We start from the raw sequence: 18,068 nt of genomic DNA, 5'->3' as shown, positions 1-18,068 counted from the left end.
GCCTCAGCTGATGTCTCTTGACTTTCTTTTTTTGCTCTGTTTTGGCAGAGCCTATCTTGATTTTGTCCGGGATTTCGGACCCCCGTAGAATTTAAATACTTTAAGTGTTTAAATTTGTAGGGGGTGGTGACGATGGAATGGAGCAGGGTACCCTTGATTCCACTCCTGCTGTTGTTACTTCTAGCACCTGGAGTTGCAGGTTACATCGGTGTTTCCGGTGATTTCTATTCGCACACGTATTACGTGCCGATTGGGGGTACAGTCACGGGCTCCACAGTGGTTATAAGCAACCCCTCAAACGAGACTATCCATGTTAGAATGACTTACCAGGTGACCCCCCAGACGGATCTCCTCACTGTCGAGTTCTCAGAGAACGAGTTTATTCTTCAACCGGGGGAGCGCAAGGTTGTCTACGTTACCCTTAAAGCCGCTCCCAACTGCCCTCCCGGAAACTACACGGTCACCGTGGGCGGTGAGGAAATAAAGCAGGTGGGCAACGTCAGCGTGGCAACTCCATCGGGCGCCCTGAAGGCAACCGTTATCGTAACAGGAGAAGGTGCCAGAGTAACGATCACCACAGTTGATGTAACAGGCAACGTTGTTCCGGTTGATCTGGTTCTCCTTTCGATGCCCTCCAAGTACCCTATAAAGCGTACCGACACGGGAAAACTTGAGGCCATCGTTGCCCCTGGCAAATACCGCGCCGAGGCGTACCTCGCTGGCCAGCTTCTCAATGCAACCGAGTTTGAGATCGGTCCGAACGAGGAGAAGGAGGTTAGGCTTGTTGTTAAGACGGTTTACTTCGTGGCTTTCGATGTAGTCCCGGCGAAGAATTCCGAAGGGAGGATCGGTTATGCCTATGTGGTGGCGACCGTCAGAAACCTTTTCAAACCACTAAAAGACGCGGAGGTTGTTCTGAGAGTCAGCTACAACGGAAAACCTGTTGAAAATGTTAGTGTTTCTAAGATGCCGCTCCTTCCCCTCAATGACACGGAGTTCAAGTACAACTACGTCCCGATTGAGGGATGGAAACCTGGAAAATACGAGTTCCAGATGCTCCTGTACTCAAGCGGCAAGCTCTATGCGAAGACCGAAATAAAGACCCTGGAAGTTACCGCAGAGATGGCGGGGGTTAGTATGGGGCAAGCCAGTCCAAGCCAGGCGGAGGAGGAGAAAACTAACGTCTACCTCTACATCGGGCTTGGGGCGCTGATCTTGGTGGTGCTGGCGTTACTGGCCTTCAGAAAGAAGAGCCCAATCAAGGTCACCACTGCTGAGATAAGAGACGGAAAGCTCACCGTCAGAGTGGAGAACACCTCCAGCAGGGAGGCCATGCTATTGCGTCTCAGGATCCTCGCCCTGCCCAGCAAGGTGGAGATAACGGACATCAGGAAACCAAAGCTTGTGGGAGGAGGCAAGAAGCTTGCTGGAAAGTCCATCGGAACCATCGAGGTTCCGGACGACGACGGCTCAATACGGGACGCCATGGAAAGCGGCGGAATTCTTGTTCGGGTTGAGACCAACATCGGAGTGGGCGAAGCCAAGTTTAAGACTTAAACCCCTTACCCTTTTCTAATCTCGTTCCATATCCCCGCCATTATCAGCGCCGCCCCGAGGTAGCCCCGGGAACTCAGGACCTCCCCTATGGTTAGAAACGCCGCAACGTGGCCGAATATCGGCTCGGCCGAGTAAATAAGTGCCGCCTTGTGTGCCCTCGTGTTCCTCTGGTGCTTCACCTGGAGCGTGAAGGCTATCACCGTCGCGAAGACCGAGGTGTACAGGATTCCGGCCCATGGCATCGGGTCGGTCGGGAGGGTGAAGGGCTCGGCGACGAGCGCAAAGGCCAGCGAAAAGACGAAGTTCCACGTTATCTGCCAGAAGGCCAGGCTGAGGTAGTCCTTCTCCCCAAAGCGCTGGACGAGCACTATCTGGAAGGCAAAGCTCAGGGCACACAGGACGGTGAGCATGTCGCCGTAGTTGAAGTCCGGGCTCGCCCCGGAGATGAGGTAGAGGCCGGTGAGGGCTATCGCGAGTGAAGCAGCATCTCTAAGCTTGAGCCCCTCCCTCAGCAGGAAGTAGGCTATGAAGGGCGTGAAGACGACGTAGAGCGAGGTTATGAAGGCGGAGTTCGAGGCGGTGGTGTACTTCAGCCCGACTATCTGGAAGCCGTGGCCGAAGAAGAGGGTCGCCCCCAGGATGAAGCCCTCCTTAAAGGTCTCCCTCTTAAGGACCCTTTCGCGGAAAATCAGCAGCATTAGGAGCGAGGCTATGCCGAAGCGGTACGCCAGAAAGAGTATCGGAGGCAGGTAGGCAAGGCTAACCTTCATGGCGGGGAAAGTGAAGCCCCATATAGCAGTGATGCCGAGGAGTATCAGCTCGGAGCGGTTCATCGAGCCGAGTTGTCGGGGAGGTTTAAAAGGTTACTCGCCGGGCCCGTTGATACAGCCCATGTTCATGGACAGGAGCATCTCAACGTATCCGGACTCAAGGTTTTCCTTTATTTTATCCGCCAGGGCTTTGAACTCCTCGACTGTGAGCGGTCTCTTGGTCTTCAGCCACTTAATTTTCCCGTCGTTCTTGTCGAGGATCACTATCTCCCCCTCCGTGATGAGGGGCACGTAGTTCATCTTTATTCCGTACAGCTCCTCGGCGAAGGCCAGCTTCGCCCTCATTAGCTCCAGGTAGTTGGCCAGGTCTTCACCCAGAATCCTCCTGAATTCGCGCTCCATTCTCCCACCGATTGACACTCAATGCACAGGTTTATTAATCTATCGGGCACATCTGGGTAAAAATGCCCTCCAATTTCTCCGAAACCCAAATAAGGGTCGGTAATGTATCACTCCCGGTGAGACAATGCTGATGAAGTACGCCCACCACTTCCACGCCTACCAGCCGGGTGACATCGTCCACGTCAAAGACGGCGACGGGAGCAGGCCCATCGAGTACGAGGAGAGGAGAAGCCCCGTTGCCATAAGAATCCGCGGGGAAGAAGTCAGGGGCGAGAACTGGACGAGGGCGATGCTCTACTCCTACGAGCACATAGCCGACACCCTGTCGCGAATGGAGGGGGTGAGCATAGACATCGAGCCCTTCACCTTCCTAATGCTCCTCCGCTACCGCAGGCGGGCCTTTGAAGATACGGTTGAACTTCTCCAGAGGTTTGACGCCGTCCCAACGACACCTTTCCACCCCATAGTTCCTCACCTCGACGAGTTCGAGCAGAGGATTCTCGCGAGGGTCTCCTTCGACTTCTATGCCCCTCTCATCGGAAAAAAGCCGGTGATAGGCTACTGGCTCCCCGAGGCCGTGATAACCAGAAAAACGGCTGAAATCGTTGAGTCCTCGACCGACCGAAGGCTCGTCTTCCTCCTCGACGAGAGGCAGCTCCTCTACGACTTCCCGCAGGCGAAGCACTCCTGCAACCGCTATTCAAGCTCCTTCGTCTTCGGAAGGGAGTGGTCTTTAAGTGATGCCTTCGCCTTCAACACACTCGACGTTCCCGGCCTGGTCGAGAGAACCCTCTCCTACCGCGACGACCACAAGGAGAACCTCGGCGTCCCTTACCTGGTATTCACGGCCAGCGACCTTGAGAGTCTCCTGGGGAATCCAGAACAGCTCGACCGCTTCACCGCCTGGATGGACGGGCTTAAGGGAAGGGGCGTTGAGAGGGTTTCGGCGATGGAGTTCGTGGCCAAGAAGCTCTCCGGCGAATTCAGGCGCCTCGATGGAGAGTGTTCCTTCGAGATGCCCGTCAAGGACTATTCCAGCTGGAGCGACTACTTCGATTTAAGCCTCGACGGCAAGACGAGCGATTCGAGATGGCTCGGTTACAGGAGAGCAGATGGAAGGGTATTCGCGAGGGAGGCGAGGGGGAAGGGAATTTCCCAGCTCTGGAAGGTGGCCTTCACGAGGCTCTTCGAGGAACTGAACAGGACAGTCCGCCTCGGCGTTTTAAAGGGCCTTGCTGAGCTCAACGCCCTCTCTGAAGAGTTCCTGGTGAGGTACGCGAGGGTCTTCTTCAGGGACTACTACGACCACTTCGGCCTGGAGACTTCCATGGATTACGTCCTTGAGCCCGCGAACGGCGATGAAAAGGCCCTCAGACTCGGGAGGATTTATTACCTCATGCTCCTCGCCAACCACTCCTGCCCTCGCTTCTGGGAGAACCTTGACACGCGCGTGGCCTTTGGCAACATCTCCACCATGGCGAAGGCCCTCATCGAGCTGATGCGCTACTTCGACGGGAGCGAGCTCCAGGGGTTCTTCATCGAGGCCTACCTCAAGCTCCTTAACTTCGATAAGCTGTACCACCTCTGGAACCTCTCCGCGATGCCCCCGCTGGAGGGCTGGGAGACGAGCTGGAGGGCGTGGGAGGAAGCGCTTAAGCCCGAGGTTCCCAACAGCGGCTACAACGTCGTGACGAGGGCGGCCCTTTACGTCGGAAAGCGCGACCTGAGGGGAGAGCTGAGGAATCTGATAGGGCATTACAACCTCGACTGGGCCGTCGCGGACACCGGTCACATACCGGGCGAGGTTCACGGGGACTGGGAGAACCGAGAGTGGTGTGAGCACAGGTTATGAAAATCCTCCGTTCCTTTACTTTAGGTTTCCTAATTTTGTTAGCCTAACGCTTAAAAAGCCGTGTGGGCTATACTACTGATGCGCCTCTGGTGTCGGAGGTGAGCGAATTGGACGGAAGAAACCGTAAAACCCAGCGTAGTGACGAAATATCCCTTTTTGGATCCCTGCTGACTAAGCTCGGGGGGAAGGAGTACCTGAAAATCAAGGGAATACTGGACATCGCCGACAAAAAGCTGAACAGGCGAAAGATGTTCCTACTGCTCCTTCAGGCTCCACTTCTCTCTGGCCAGGAAGAGGTAGGCCTCGTCCTCCAGCTCCTTGGGAACGTAGTCTAGCACTATCTCCGCTCTCTTCACATTCTCCCGTATCCCCTTTCCCAGGGCCACGGCGTTCTTTTTGAGGAGCTCCTCGATAACTTCCAGGATGCTCTCCTTCACCCTCTTCTCAGCGTAGAGCCTTTTGCCGATGAGCCACACCTTCCCGTTCTTCCTGTAGAAGTCCCAGCCCCTCTCGGTGAAAAACTCTGGTCCAGGCTTTATCTTCACCCTCTCCCTTTCTCTGCGGTCCACTTCCAGCATTATGAACGCCTTCCCCGAGGAACGCCCGACGTTCCAGCCGAGGACGTTGAAGCCTTCCCTTGAAAGGGCCCTCTCGAAGCCCCGCGCGCTCCTCTCCAGCTGGGGGAGAAGCAGGTCATCAACGAGCTCCTGGACTTTAAAGACCAGCGTCACTAGGTGCGTCCCCTTCCTCCTCAGCTCCGCGAGGTAGCTTCCGCTTTTCCTCGTCTCTGGGAAGAAGAACTCCTCGGAGGGGTTTTCCAGGAACTGATGAGCCTTGAAGTAAAACCTCCCGTACTTCTCCCAGCTCAGATTTGCCGCCACGTTCCTCCTTGGATCAACGGGGTCTATCACTATGAGGGGCTTGTCCTCTTCCGTTTCCCGCTTGACGGTCTTCATGGCGGGCTCCGGTTCTCTCCTCAGCCAGCCAGCGGGGTCAATAACCTTCTGCCTCAGGATGAAGTCGGAGTTTTCGAGGACTTTGAGGAAGGAGCCGTACTTTATGACCAGTATCTCCGCCAGGTAGCCTGAGAAGCCGCGCACGTAAACCTCGCTCCCGTAGGCGTTGATCCCCTTCAGGAAACGCTTGAGGAGCCTTACATCGTCGTTTCTCCCGTTGAGGTGCTCATTCACCCACTTCGTGTGGAGTATCGAGCGGTCTACGGCGGTTCTCACGTCCCTCCAGCTTTCCACGTCGTAGCAGGGGACCAGATCAACCTTTACCCCCCTGTATGTTGCCCTCACGTATGGGTGCTCGGCGTAGGCCACCTCATGGGAATCTAGCCTCTCCGCTATCGCCTTCCCGAGCCTTAGACCTTCCTCGCGGAGCTCTTCCAGGGGGGTATCGAGGGGAAAAGCAAGAAAGAGGTCAACGTCGTGGTCTCCAGCTAAATAGGTATCCTTCGCGAGGGAGCCAACGAAGTAGGGCTTAACGTCGAGGCCGAGGTCTTCGATGGTTTCCCTTGCAATCTCTTCCAGCTCCCTCATCAGCCCCTCAACGAAGGCCCTCTCCTCCTCGGTGGGGCGTATCCTCCGGAGGACTTTTTGAAGAACGGTTTCGATGGCGTCATCAAGGCTCATACTCTGCACCTGTTGATACTTAGCTATCAAAATCTTTATATATCTTTTGTTATCAAGCTGTCAATGATGTGAAATGGAAGACCTGGTCGTTCTACAGAACCCCTGGTGGGCCGATCCCGATGCGATATACGAAGACGAGAGGGTTAAAAAAGCCCTTTCCCGGAAACCGAGGATAGGCTACCGTTTTGAGCCGGCCAACAAGGTTCTGATAGGCCCGAGGCAGGTTGGTAAGACCACCTACATGAAGCTCTCCATAGCGAACCTCATAGAATCGGGGGTGAGTTCGAGGAACATCCTCTACTTCTCGTGCGACCTCCTGAGGGACTACCGCGAGATGGTCTCGGTTGTCAGGTCCTTTCTCCGGAGCACGAAGGGGCCGGTTTACGTTTTCCTCGATGAGGTCACCTTCGTCGAGGGCTGGGAGAGGTCGGTTAAGTTCCTTCTCGATTCCCCCCTTGCATCGAGGATGGTTCTCCAGGTCACGGGCTCAACTTCTGCTGGCCTCAAAAGGGAGAGCTTTCCCGGAAGGGACATAAAAGTTGAGGAGTTCCTTCCGCTGGACTTCAAGACCGTTTCTCTGATCTTTGAACCAAGACTGAGGAACCTCAAACTCCCCCACGAGCTTCCAAAGACGGGCCGGGAGTTCTATGAAAACGCCCTTGAGCTCTACCCCCATCTTGAAGTTCTAAGCGGGGCACTCGACTTTTATCTCTCCTCCGGGGGCTATCCGAGGTCAATCTACGAACTGCTGGAAGGGGGTATAACCCCGGAGACCTATGAAATGATCTACAACGCAACGATCCTCGACGTTGCCAAACTGGGGAGGAGCGAGAGAATAGCCCTCTCGATGATACTGGGCCTCCTGCGCCGCTATGGGGACAGGATAACCCTCAACTCCCTTGCTAAAGAGCTTGAGATAGGCTCCCACGTCACGGTGAGGGACTACCTTGAACTCTTCGAGGGGCTCTTCATCGGACGAAACTACTTCCAGGTCAAACTCCACGACTTTGCTCCCATGTTTAGAAAAGAGCGCAAATTCTACTTTACTGATCCCCTTTTGATCCATACCTTCAGAAGGCTCTTTGGAAGGGGACCTGAGACCGACAGGATAATTGAGGGGGTTGTGGGTGAACACCTGAAGCGTCTCTATCCCACTTACTTCCTCAGCGGTTCCAGGGAGGTTGATTTCATAACCCCCGGCTTTGGAGTTGAGGTGAAGTGGAGGAATAGGGTTAGGCCCTCGGACTTTCCAAGGGTCGGGATAAGGGAGAAGATACTCCTCTCAAAGGATAGACTGGAGTTTATTGAGGGAAAAAACCTTGCCATAATCCCGGTTTCCCTCTTCCTCTTCCAGCTTCACTCCGCCAGCTCGAACCTCGCGACGGTCTCGTAGATCGGGCCCTTGGGAGTGAGCGTGCTCTTCTTCAGCTCTATGGCTTCGACATCGAACTCGCCGAAGTCCTCGTTGGCCAAATCTTTCAGTGCCATCGCCAGCTCGAGTTTATCGCGCACGAACTTGACGCGGCCGATGGTTATGTGGGCCACGAAGTCCTTTTCCTTCTTGAAGCCTAACCTTCTCATCTCCCTTTCGACGTCCCTGGCGATGGCCTTTATGCCCTCGTCGTTCTCTATTCCGGCCCATATCACCCTCACGTAGTTCGGGTTCGGGAAGACCCCTATCCCCTTCACCCTAACGCGGTGCTTCTTGTGCTTCTTCGCTATTTCCTCCAGGGCTCTCTTGACCTCCTCCGCTGTTATTTCGTCAATCTCCCCGAGGAACTTGAGCGTGACGTGGAAGTTCTCCCTCTCGACGAACTTTATCTTTGCCGACTTGCTCCCTATCCTCTCCTGGGCCTTTAGCAGGTTATCTCGAACCTCGTCGCTGACCTCAATGGCTATGAACGCCCTCATATCACCACCGAGAAAAGTTGGGGGAGGGGGTTAAAATGCCTTATGATGACCTCTCGATCCGGTCACATTCCTTACTCTCGGACACAGGAGTATGAATGTTAATTCCAAAGTTACTTACTGGTGGGGATAAGAAAGTGAAACTGAAATAAAAAGAAATCATCCGCTAAAGACGATTTCTATGCTGTCCCCTGCGCTGAATCCGCTCGTGTCCCCTTGGCTTGCTCCAGGGAGTGGAATGTCCGCCCCAAGCTCAGTATCCTGCCAGAGACCAACAAAGTAACTAATGCCAATGTATGAATCAAGATTTGGATAAATTTGGGTGGCGAAGTAATAAGCTCCAGCGGCGGTACTGTCTGCGTCCGTGCCGTAGATAGTAACTACAAAGGACCCTATTTTCTCGTCGTTAAAGACTTGGATTATGAAGTAGCCTTCTGTAACATTCCACCACGGCTTTGGAGCAGTCCACGTAACGTTGCCCTGAGGAGAAACTATTGTTATCGTCCGTCCATCAAGGACCATGTGAACTGGTGCAATGTCCTCGTACTGTGCAGTTACAGGATTCACAAGTGGGCCTCCGACGGAAATCACAACATCACTGGATGTAACTTCATTCAGGTCAAATTCGCTGACCGGCTTTGAGATTGTTCTGACGCTTAGTGGAACTGTGCGTGATAGGTACTGAGATACTGAAAATGCATCTGGTGTGCCCACGTTATTGAAGACGAAGTAGACTTTGTCCGCACTGTTAATGTTATCATCGTATTCATCTATACTGGGTCCGCTTATCTTTATTTTTACGGTTATCTTGGATTTTTGATTGCTGGTGTCGGTGGCCAAGAGTATTATTGTGTGTATGCCTACTGACCATTTGGAAGTGTTTAATGTGTTTGTGTAAGTATATGATGTCATGTTTGGTATCTCTACTGAGTCAATCAGGTTGCTCATGGCCACAGAGTCTAAATATATCTCAAGTTTTGTAACTCCATGGTCATCCATTAGGGTGGCACTCACGTTTAGGAGGACTCCACGGGATATCCGGGTCCCGTTTGCTGGGGCTATCAGATCGATTGTGGGGGGGTCATCTTTGGAGATTTTGATGACTACAGAATCGTAGTTGAAGTAACCGAGTTTGTTGTATGCAACCACCGTAAGGATGTTCTCACCTGGGGCAAAGATCTTGCCAGAGAGTGATGTTATGTCTGTTATTGACGTGGTGTTCACGTTGTGTGTGGTTACTAGCTTTTCGTTTACCCAATATTCAATCCTTGCCAGACCATTTTCATCTTGGGCGCTTACAGTCACCATTATAGTGTCACTCTGTGTGAACTCCTTTGATGTCAAGTCTTCTTTGTTTGTAATCTGTACGGTGGGAACGTTATCTTCTGATGGATCGATATAGAACACAATTGTGTCTTCCACTTTCTGCCCCACTGTATCAACTGCGATTGCCTTTAGAGTGTGAGGACCAGCCGAGAGTGTTTCAGTTATTGTATACTCGTATGGCCCAGATGTCCAGTTCTTAATAAGATTTCCGTCTAGGTAAAGCTCAACGTACTTTATTCCCTCAACATCCGTTGCTAATACGTTTATAGGTATTGGGTCGCCCTGCTTGAAGTGTTGGTAATTCTGAGGCGACGTAATCTCGACGGTTGGCGGTTCGTCCGCTCTTACATGAACTGTGACTGTGTCTATGGCTTTGTTGTTTTCGGTATCATAAACTATGACATCAATGGTGTTATTCCCTTCTTTGAGGTAGTTTGATGGTATTGTGGCATTGTCTTGGGTAGATGTACCATTGACACAATGGGAAATTGTCCTATTTCCGTTGACCCAGTATTCAATTAATGTGAGTCCTTTGTCGTCGCTCGCCAAGACATTTACCTGTATTGAATCACCTATCTCGAACTCTGTTGAGATAAGCTCCTCTTTGTTGACAATCTGAACCGTTGGTGGATTGTCAAGGTTAGGGGCATCCACATAGAATGTCACTGTAGCTTCTGTACCCGCTCCTCTATCATCAACCGCAACGGCTCTGAGAACGTGGTCCCCAGTGGATAAAGTCTCCGTTATCGTATGTATGTATGGTTCTGATGTCCAGTTTCTGACTAGGTTGCCGTCGAGGTACAGTTCAACGTATGCAACGTGACCATCATCGGTGGCAGAGATGTTTACGGGAATTGAATCCCCCTGGATGAAGTGCTGTAGGTTCTGAGGAGAGATTATTTCGACTTGAGGTGGCTCATTGGGTTGCACTACTGTTATTGTGACTGAATCTAATGAATACTGACCGGAAGTGTCATATACAACAACCGTAATAGTGTTGTTTCCAATTCCCAAGTATAGAGAGGGTATGGTCTCGTTGTCCGTTACTGTTGTTTCGTTTTTGAAAACGTGAGTACTAATTAGTTTATCGTTGACATGATATTCTATTTTGGTGATGCCATTGTCGTCTCCTGCACTTACACAAACTTCAATGTTATCATCTTCTGTGAACTCTGTTGATATTAGTTCTGCTTTGTTAGTGATTTCAATGGTAGGTTTGTTATCAATTTCTGGCTCATCTATATAGAAAGTTATGGTGTCTTCTGCTTTTTGGCCCGCAGTGTCGACTGCCACTGCCTTGAGAGTATGGGGTCCTGGTGATAGTGATGAAGCAGGTACGACATACTCATATGGGTCATCTGTCCATTTGATCACGAAATCCTCATCGAGATACAATTCAACATACAGTAGACCTTCGACATCCTCTGCTGAGACTGTTACAGAAATGCTCTCATTAGAGGCAAAATGCTGGAAATCTTCTGGAGACACTATGGAGACTGCAGGGGGATTGTTTACTCTCACTATAACGCTACTAGACAATGCTTGATTTATGTCCTCTGGCGGAGTGTTGTAGAACCATGCGTAAACTGTTAATTCGTGAGTGCTTCCAGGTTCCCAACTGGAAGTGTCGATCCAAATAACGTCACTGTAGGGGCTCTCAAAGGGTCCGTCCAATGAAGTGCAACTTCCATCGACACAATATGAAATCCCCGTAATAGGGACAAATCTACCTACTGTGAAAGCAAAGATTAGGTCTTCTCCTCTAACAATGAGATCTCCATTTTCTGGAGCATCTATTATTATCTCTGGAGAATACAACCATTTTATGAATTCATCCCATTGACTCTCACTTGCGAATGTGAGGTAGTCGTAATGCCATGAGGAGTATTCCCCAAAGCTGCCATAGTCTATGGGTAGCTCTATGCTAATCCCCCATGTGTTCCGCTCGTAACCTTGATCCCATTTAGCTATTACTATATTGTTTAATGCTGTAAGGACATCATTAGCTTTCTCCTGTATTTCTGGGGAAGATGCACATGTGGATACTAAGTATATGAAATCACCTAAATCCATGTAGTGATTATAGTAGAAGTTGTCTGCAATTCCCTCAGCAAATCTGATAGAGTTATCACGAGCATATGCAAGGCATGTTCTTTCAGTAGAATCTTGAACAGCTAAAACAAATGCATTAATTGAATTAATTAGTTCATCAAAATTACTAAGATCAACTGAGGATAATGTATACTTATCACTCTCCCCTTCGAGTGATTCCCTGTACGCTTCAACAATTGCACTTGCAAGTTCTTGTGGTGTCATAACGGGATCATTTACAAGATCCTGCAAGAATGCCGAATAATCCCATCCATAACCTGGTTCGGTTTCTTCACTTCCAACAACTACTGCATTTGGATACACATCATGAATCTCTGCAAGTGTTTCTGCCATTTGCATCAAACAGGCATCAAATCCCAGTAAATCTATTGGTATTCCATTAGTCTTTATCTCTCTTAGTGCTTCGTTGAGTTCATTTAATGTTATCTTGTCGTTGCTATTTTCATCTATGGCTACATCTTGTGGAAATATAGGAGACTCATATGCGATTTTTGTTCCAGGAGAGGGAGCATCTGGGGACTCCCAACCCCCACCATGGTTCCATATAATCAATGCATAATGCTCCGCACCTGGATAGAGTTCGGAGGCTTTCTTCACGAATTCCACGAGGGTCTGGGGGTCACCCATGTTCCTCTCTCCCCAGTCTTCTTGAGCATTTTCAGATGTTGGTGTCATACCTCTAGTGACTACGAAGAGTTTAGTATCTATCCAATTGCCGTATGCGCTACTATATCCGTCCGGAATCCCATCATAATTAAAATCAGCGGATTCATCAAATATATTTCTATCGAATAAGACCACAATCTTAACGTCCTCTGTGGAACCAACTTGGGCCATTTCTAAGAAGTCGTCAATTGCGGCTCCTTCTAAGTTATTATCCCCATCTAAGTATACCATAATGACCCACTTTACTTCTTCTGGTCCTTGTGCATCAAATGCATATGCCCACTCAGTAATCTGATCACTTGGTACTGTACCAACGCCCGGGACATAGGTGTTGACTTCATACATGAAATAATATGTGCCTCCCTCTGGAATCATGAAATCCCCAATGTCTACTGTAATGGATGTTCCCGGAGATACCGTTGGAATACCAACAAGTTCAGTATAATCATAAGGATACTCACCGTCCCTGTCTAAATAGAAGTTAATCGTGCCGCTAAAAGACTCTGCTCTTGGATTAGCTACTCTTATTGAGATATGGACATTGTCCCCTGCATTCAGATCAGTATTGGGTTCAAACGTTACCCATGATGGATCAGAATACAGAGTATTTCTAACAAACTCTACAGCCGTTGAAGATGACAATGTTCCTATCTCCATTTGCCCCCAGAATTCTTTAACTCCTCCCTCTGGATCTTGCCACACTCGGATTCCATAATAGATATTTGGATCCAAATCAGGGAATGTCACACTCGCGTAATCTTCTCCACCATTAAACGATACTTGTTGTTCCGTTATGTATGACCATGAATCTCCAGATATTGAGTATAACCCCACGTAAATCGTCCCCGGATTTGGCGGTAAGGGTTTTTTGTAGATGTTATATACATCCACTGTCAACGAGACTCTGGGTGGTTCTATTTCTATATCACTAATGGTTTTGGAGTTACTTTTTAGTTGCCCGTCATCATACCATAACACAGTAGCTTCCCCAGTGTAGGTACCAGGAGAAAGTCCCATATCCTGGGTATTGTCGTGGAATGTTAGTGTAATCTCCTGTCCAGGGTCGAGGGTTATATCCGTCTTAGAGACATCCACTCCAAAACTCTGAGAGGGGTCCATGTAGAGGCTGACCCCCGCCACTGAGATTGTTCCTCTCACGGTTCCAGTGTTCTTTATTGTGACCGTCGCAGTAATGTCATCTCCTATATAGTAAACATCTTTGTCAAAACTAAAGCTCACAATTTCAAAGTATGGATGAGGTTCTTCAACTGTTACTGTTTCTTCTGGACTAATTGCTAGGGGGGACAGAGGACTATCAGTATAGACGATTACATACAAATTATAATCTCCAGGGCCAGCTATTGAGTTTAATGCATCGTAATCATAACTAAGATCCAAATATGACGAGGTTTCTCCTGCGTCAAGTGTTACGCTGGTTGAGTCTGTGATATACTCGGGGCCTCCTCCAGCAGGGTAAACTACAAGACCCACTTGAAATGTAGTTTTCACATTACCTGTATTCTTTACTTGGACGACGACATCTCCGGTATCGTCTGGAGGGGTAAGAGTTGTGTCCGTAACGTCAAAAGATGTGATCTCTGCATTGATGACTTCCCTGACATGTATTTGGTTAAGGCTGTTCCACGTTATCTGATCAGTAGCTAGTTCAAAATCAGTATCCTCTACCCAGACGTGAATGTAATAATCACCTGCTTCCTGTGGAGCATTAATATATACAGTAAATGTCTCACTCTCTCCCGGAGATAATGTTAAAGTTGAGCTGTAACTTTCTGAATCATAAGGAGAATATTTATCTTTATCAATTCTTACATGTACCCGTGTGGGGATATCGTAGTATTCATTTGGGTTGTTGACTGTTACATCGACTCTTATTGTTTCTCCCGGATTGACGTCATAACTTGATACACTAATCCCAGTTATATATGGTTCATCTCGTTCTAGAGGGATACTACCACCAGAATAGACATAGTATCCGGCAATTGTCCATAATTCCAGTTCAAGGGTATCATCATCGTTTACAAAGAACACTACAAAGTAATACACATTTCCGTCTATGATGCTGCTATCCGATACATAGATGGATTTGAAGGACTCTCCCCCATATACATGTGCGGATACAGGAGAGGAAGGTATTTCGTTCCAATTTTCATCATAAATACTCACATATATAGTCCCTGGACCTGGCAGGGGTAAATTGTTTACATTGTATATCTCAAGGGTTATGCTAGTAGCGAGAGCCAACTTTACTAGAGGGCTAACTAAACTAAAAATAAGTATCAACAAAATAAGCGCACTTCTATTTTTTTTATTCATAGGATACCCTCCCATATGTTAGTTTTTATCTTTATATTCTTATAATAAAAGTATAAAAATTTTGCTGAACATTAGACAGTATATTGTTGTGTGAAGCAATAATAAAAATAAAAAAGAAGCCAGCTTTAATAACAACAAAAGTTCACTCCCTCACAACGACCGGGAACTCCTCCCAGGGAAAGACTATCCACTTGTCGGTTCTGAAAACGTAGAAGTCAGGCACGACCTTCGTCCAGGGCTTCATGCTGAGGCAGGCGACCTTTACCTCCTTCGCCCCGGCCTTCTTCACCTCTTCGATGACGATTTCGAGGGTCTTCCCGGTGTCGCTGACGTCATCAACGATGACAACCTTCTTGCCCTCAAGCGAGCCGTGGAGCGGAATCGTTATGACCGGCTTCTCCATTCTCTCCTCAATGTCCTTGTAGAACTTGACGTCGATGACCTTGACCTCAAGGTCGCCGAGGATGTGGCTCAGCCTCACGGCCGGAATTAGCCCTCCCCTCGCCACCCCGACTATTACATCTGGCATGAAGTGCTTTCTAAGCTCGTCAGCGAGCGCGAACACTGCCCTGTCCACCTGCCACCAGGTGAGGTAAACCTTGTCCATATCAACACCTCCGAATATCGGGGGTTTTTGAAGGCCACGACTTAAGGTTTTGGGTGATGGGTAGAAGTTAAATCTGCGGACTTAAAAAGCCTCCGTTGGCAGGAAAATGTTAAAATCAAGAAATGTGGGGGGTCAGCTGATGACGCACTTGCTCCAGCCGCAGCGCGGGCAGGTGGCACAGCCGCTCTCCATCTTCAGCTCGACGAGTTCTCCGTCGCTCTCGTAGCAGACCGGACAGTATGCAACGCCGAGGAGCTCCCTGATTTTCTCCTCCGGAACATCGGGCTTCTCGGCGTGGTGATGCCCGTGGACTGGCTTCATTGGAGCGGGCCTGTTTATGGAGAAGCTCAGCTCGGGCTTCTTCTCCTTCCCGTTGGTGCCGTTGAGTATCGCCTCAACGTTGATGAACTTCGCCAGCCAGGGCTCCGCCTCGACAACGGCCTTCAGCTTTTCAACGGCATAGTTGCTCGGCTTCGCCGGAACCCTCTTCCTCTTTTCGCCCTCGACGCTGTAGACCTGGACGCTGAGCGAGCCGTCGCGGTAAACTGTTATACCCTTGCACCCGAGCTTGTAGGCGAGGAGATAAGCGGCCTTAACGTCCTCCACCGTTGCGTCGTTGGGCATGTTTATGGTCTTGCTTGCCGAATCCGTCAGCCAGAGCTGTATGTTCGCTTGGGCCAATATGTGGTCGAGCCAGTGGATGTCCATTGACGTGACGAAAACGCGCTGCATATCCTCGGGTATCTCCTCGAGACCCTGCACCGAGCCGTAGTTGTCGCTTATCTTCCTGAGTATCTCGTCGCTCCAGAGGCCGCGCTTCTTCAGCTCGGACTCGAAGACCGGATCAACGTAGTAGAACTCACCGACGGTGACGCTCTTCTTGTAGACGAGGGCAAAGATAGGCTCGATTCCGCTGGAGGTGTCGGCTATCATCGAGACGCTTCCGGTCGGCGGGCAGGTGGTCACCATTCCGTTTCTGACGCCGTACTTCTTGATTTCCTCAACAAGTTCGTCCCATGGCAGATTCCATATCTCGCGGTGGTAGAAGCCCTCGACCGGCAGCTCACCGTCCCTGTATCTGCTCTTCTCGTAGAGCGGGAAGGGTCCGCGCTTCTTGGCGGCGTCGACGGAGTATTTGTATGCGTAGAAGGTGAGGTACTCGGTGGCCTTCCTCATGAAGTCGTAGCCCTCTTTGCTGTTGTACGCTATGCCGAGCTTGAAGAGTGCATCAGCAAGGCCCATCATTCCGACGCCTATTCTCCGGGTCAGTTTGGTGTTCCTGTCTATCTCGGGGAGCGGGAACTTGTTGACGTCGATGGCGTTGTCGAGGTACTTGGCGACCTTTTGAATGACGTAGGCGTACTCGTCCCAGTCGAAGTAGGGCTCCCCGTTCTCGTCATACTTGACGAACTTGGCGAGGTTTATGCTGGCCAGATTGCAGGATTCGTACTCGTAGAGGGGCTCTTCCCCGCATGGATTAGTAGCGCGGATTTTTTCACCCTTTGCGGGCTCCAGAACGTTTCTCTTGTTTATGACGTCGAAGAACACAACGCCCGGATCGGCCTTGGCCCAGGCCATATAGGCGAGCTCCTCAAACAGGCTCTTGGGGTCTATCTCCTTGACCTTTTCGCCCGTCCTCGGGTTGACGAGCGGGTAGCGTCTTCCTTCGCGGAGCGCCTCCCAGAAGTCCTCCCAGATGCCGACGCTTATGTTGAAGTTGCTCAGCACGTTGGTTCCGACGTTCTTCTCCTTGGCGTGGATGAACTTTTCTATGTCCGGGTGCCAGACCTCAAGGATGCCCATGTTGGCTCCGCGCCTCACGCCGCCCTGCTTGATGACGTCGCTGACGGCGTCGATGAGGTGCATGAAGCTGACGGGGCCGCTTGCCGCTCCCGCGGTGGAGCCAACGAAATCGCCCTCAGGACGGAGTTTTGAGAAATTTAAACCCGTCCCGCCCCCGCTTTTCTGTATCATGGCCACATCGTGCGCCGCCTTCATGATGCTCTCCATGTCGTCCTCTATTGGGACAACGAAGCACGCTGAAAGCATGCCGAGTGGTCTGCCCGAGTTGATGAGCGCGGGGGTGTTCGGCATAAAGGTTTGGCTTGTCATTAATCTGAAGTACTCCTCCACTTCGTCTTCGTAGCCGTCGAAGGCGCCGTTTTCGAGCATCTTTATTACATCGTCGATTGAGACCTTCATCTGACCCTTTTCCGCCAGCTCGCGGTAGAGGTTCAGGAGCCTCTCGAAGTGGTATTTGTTGAGCTTGAACCTTCCGATGGAGAGCTTTCCGTCGTACTCCTCAAGTTTTCCTATGTAGTGTTCCACTCTGCTTAGATCCTGCTTATGTCCTCCGTTTTTGTCAAAGACCCTCTCGTCGTAGAGCAGGTCTGGAATGACTGAGAGAATCGCGACGCGCTCGAAAAGCTCCCTGGGGCTCTCAATTATCTCCCCCTTCTCGTTCTTTATAAGGTAGCGGGAAGCCAGAACGCGGAGGGCGTTGATGGAGAAGCGCTTGTCAATCTCGTCCAGCCTGTCCTTGTTGAGGATTTTCTTCTTCTCCTCCCTTATCTCTGCCTTTTTCTTGCGGTAGAGTATGTAAGCCTTGGCAACGTCAAAGAGGCCTGCCCTCATAAGTTCAAGCTCGACTATATCCTGAATGTTCTCTATATGGGGAACCTGGCCGTCGTATAGCTCGTTCACCCGCCTAACAACGCGCCTGACGACCCTGTTGAGGAGCTTCTCGTCGCGGACGCCGACTTCAAGCATTGCCCTTTGTATGGCCCACTTTATACGATCCTTATCAAACGGGACAATTCTGCCGTCCCTTTTCATCACTTTTTCAACCGGCATATAAACACCCCTGTCGTACAGTTGTTCATTGTTGCCCCTGTTAG

General features: G+C 50.3%; 10 protein-coding genes. 3 read left to right on the top strand and 7 right to left on the bottom strand.

Features of this window, described 5'->3' with window-relative positions:
• Window positions 1-132: 132 nt before the first annotated feature.
• Window positions 133-1,557 (top strand): COG1470 family protein, encoded by a 1,425-nt coding sequence (locus CL1_RS04535; protein ID WP_014788711.1) that lies wholly within the window; start codon window positions 133-135, stop codon window positions 1,555-1,557.
• A 5-nt stretch (window positions 1,558-1,562) separates the two neighbouring features.
• On the opposite strand, the gene CL1_RS04530 is transcribed toward CL1_RS04535, so the two are convergent.
• Both CL1_RS04530 and CL1_RS04525 read right to left on the bottom strand, forming a co-directional pair.
• Window positions 1,563-2,390, bottom strand: a complete 828-nt coding sequence (locus tag CL1_RS04530; RefSeq protein WP_014788710.1) for a DMT family transporter — start codon at window positions 2,388-2,390, stop codon at window positions 1,563-1,565.
• 30 nt (window positions 2,391-2,420) lie between these two features.
• Window positions 2,421-2,729 (bottom strand): hypothetical protein, encoded by a 309-nt coding sequence (locus tag CL1_RS04525; protein WP_014788709.1) that lies wholly within the window; start codon window positions 2,727-2,729, stop codon window positions 2,421-2,423.
• Window positions 2,730-2,853: 124 nt separating this feature from the next.
• On the opposite strand from CL1_RS04525, the gene CL1_RS04520 reads away from it, so the two are divergent.
• Window positions 2,854-4,581, top strand: coding sequence for a glycoside hydrolase (locus CL1_RS04520; protein ID WP_014788708.1), 1,728 nt, complete (start codon window positions 2,854-2,856; stop codon window positions 4,579-4,581).
• Window positions 4,582-4,835: 254 nt separating this feature from the next.
• On the opposite strand, the gene cca is transcribed toward CL1_RS04520, so the two are convergent.
• Window positions 4,836-6,218, bottom strand: coding sequence for a CCA tRNA nucleotidyltransferase (gene cca, locus CL1_RS04515; protein ID WP_014788707.1), 1,383 nt, complete (start codon window positions 6,216-6,218; stop codon window positions 4,836-4,838).
• A gap of 73 nt (window positions 6,219-6,291) precedes the next feature.
• On the opposite strand from cca, the gene CL1_RS04510 reads away from it, so the two are divergent.
• Window positions 6,292-7,611 carry an ATP-binding protein gene (locus CL1_RS04510; protein ID WP_014788706.1) on the top strand — a complete coding sequence of 440 codons (1,320 nt, stop codon included), beginning with the start codon at window positions 6,292-6,294 and terminating at the stop codon, window positions 7,609-7,611.
• Here the strand turns inward: CL1_RS04510 and thpR are convergent.
• The 4 genes from thpR to CL1_RS04490 form a co-directional block, all read right to left on the bottom strand.
• The gene (thpR, locus tag CL1_RS04505) at window positions 7,575-8,129 is read right to left on the bottom strand and encodes an RNA 2',3'-cyclic phosphodiesterase (RefSeq protein WP_014788705.1); all 555 of its coding nucleotides are present in this window, start codon (window positions 8,127-8,129) and stop codon (window positions 7,575-7,577) included. The two genes, CL1_RS04510 and thpR, sit on opposite strands and share 37 nt — an antisense overlap.
• Window positions 8,130-8,285: 156 nt before the next feature.
• On the bottom strand, window positions 8,286-14,579 hold the full coding sequence (locus CL1_RS04500; protein WP_083830189.1) for an Ig-like domain-containing protein: 6,294 nt from the start codon (window positions 14,577-14,579) through the stop codon (window positions 8,286-8,288).
• A 127-nt stretch (window positions 14,580-14,706) separates the two neighbouring features.
• On the bottom strand, window positions 14,707-15,171 hold the full coding sequence (locus CL1_RS04495; protein ID WP_014788703.1) for a phosphoribosyltransferase: 465 nt from the start codon (window positions 15,169-15,171) through the stop codon (window positions 14,707-14,709).
• 132 nt (window positions 15,172-15,303) lie between these two features.
• Window positions 15,304-18,024, bottom strand: a complete 2,721-nt coding sequence (locus CL1_RS04490) for an adenosylcobalamin-dependent ribonucleoside-diphosphate reductase (protein WP_014788702.1) — start codon at window positions 18,022-18,024, stop codon at window positions 15,304-15,306.
• Between the last annotated feature and the right edge of the window lie 44 nt (window positions 18,025-18,068).

It is taken from the genome of Thermococcus cleftensis, from assembly GCF_000265525.1.
GTDB classification, from domain to species: domain Archaea; phylum Methanobacteriota_B; class Thermococci; order Thermococcales; family Thermococcaceae; genus Thermococcus; species Thermococcus cleftensis.
The sequence above is the reverse complement of the archived record's forward strand: the minus strand, read 5'-3'. Positions and strand labels throughout refer to the sequence as shown.

Bases quoted from the DNA above. Each gene is read 5' to 3' on its own strand.
- CL1_RS04495 (WP_014788703.1), bottom strand. From the start codon at position 15,171: ATGGACAAGGTTTACCTCACCTGGTGGCAGGTGGACAGGGCAGTGTTC.
- CL1_RS04520 (WP_014788708.1), top strand. From the start codon at position 2,854: ATGCTGATGAAGTACGCCCACCACTTCCACGCCTACCAGCCGGGTGAC.
- CL1_RS04510 (WP_014788706.1), top strand. From the start codon at position 6,292: ATGGAAGACCTGGTCGTTCTACAGAACCCCTGGTGGGCCGATCCCGAT.
- CL1_RS04535 (WP_014788711.1), top strand. From the start codon at position 133: ATGGAATGGAGCAGGGTACCCTTGATTCCACTCCTGCTGTTGTTACTT.
- cca (WP_014788707.1), bottom strand. From the start codon at position 6,218: ATGAGCCTTGATGACGCCATCGAAACCGTTCTTCAAAAAGTCCTCCGG.
- CL1_RS04500 (WP_083830189.1), bottom strand. From the start codon at position 14,579: ATGGGAGGGTATCCTATGAATAAAAAAAATAGAAGTGCGCTTATTTTG.
- thpR (WP_014788705.1), bottom strand. From the start codon at position 8,129: ATGAGGGCGTTCATAGCCATTGAGGTCAGCGACGAGGTTCGAGATAAC.
- CL1_RS04490 (WP_014788702.1), bottom strand. From the start codon at position 18,024: ATGCCGGTTGAAAAAGTGATGAAAAGGGACGGCAGAATTGTCCCGTTT.
- CL1_RS04525 (WP_014788709.1), bottom strand. From the start codon at position 2,729: ATGGAGCGCGAATTCAGGAGGATTCTGGGTGAAGACCTGGCCAACTAC.
- CL1_RS04530 (WP_014788710.1), bottom strand. From the start codon at position 2,390: ATGAACCGCTCCGAGCTGATACTCCTCGGCATCACTGCTATATGGGGC.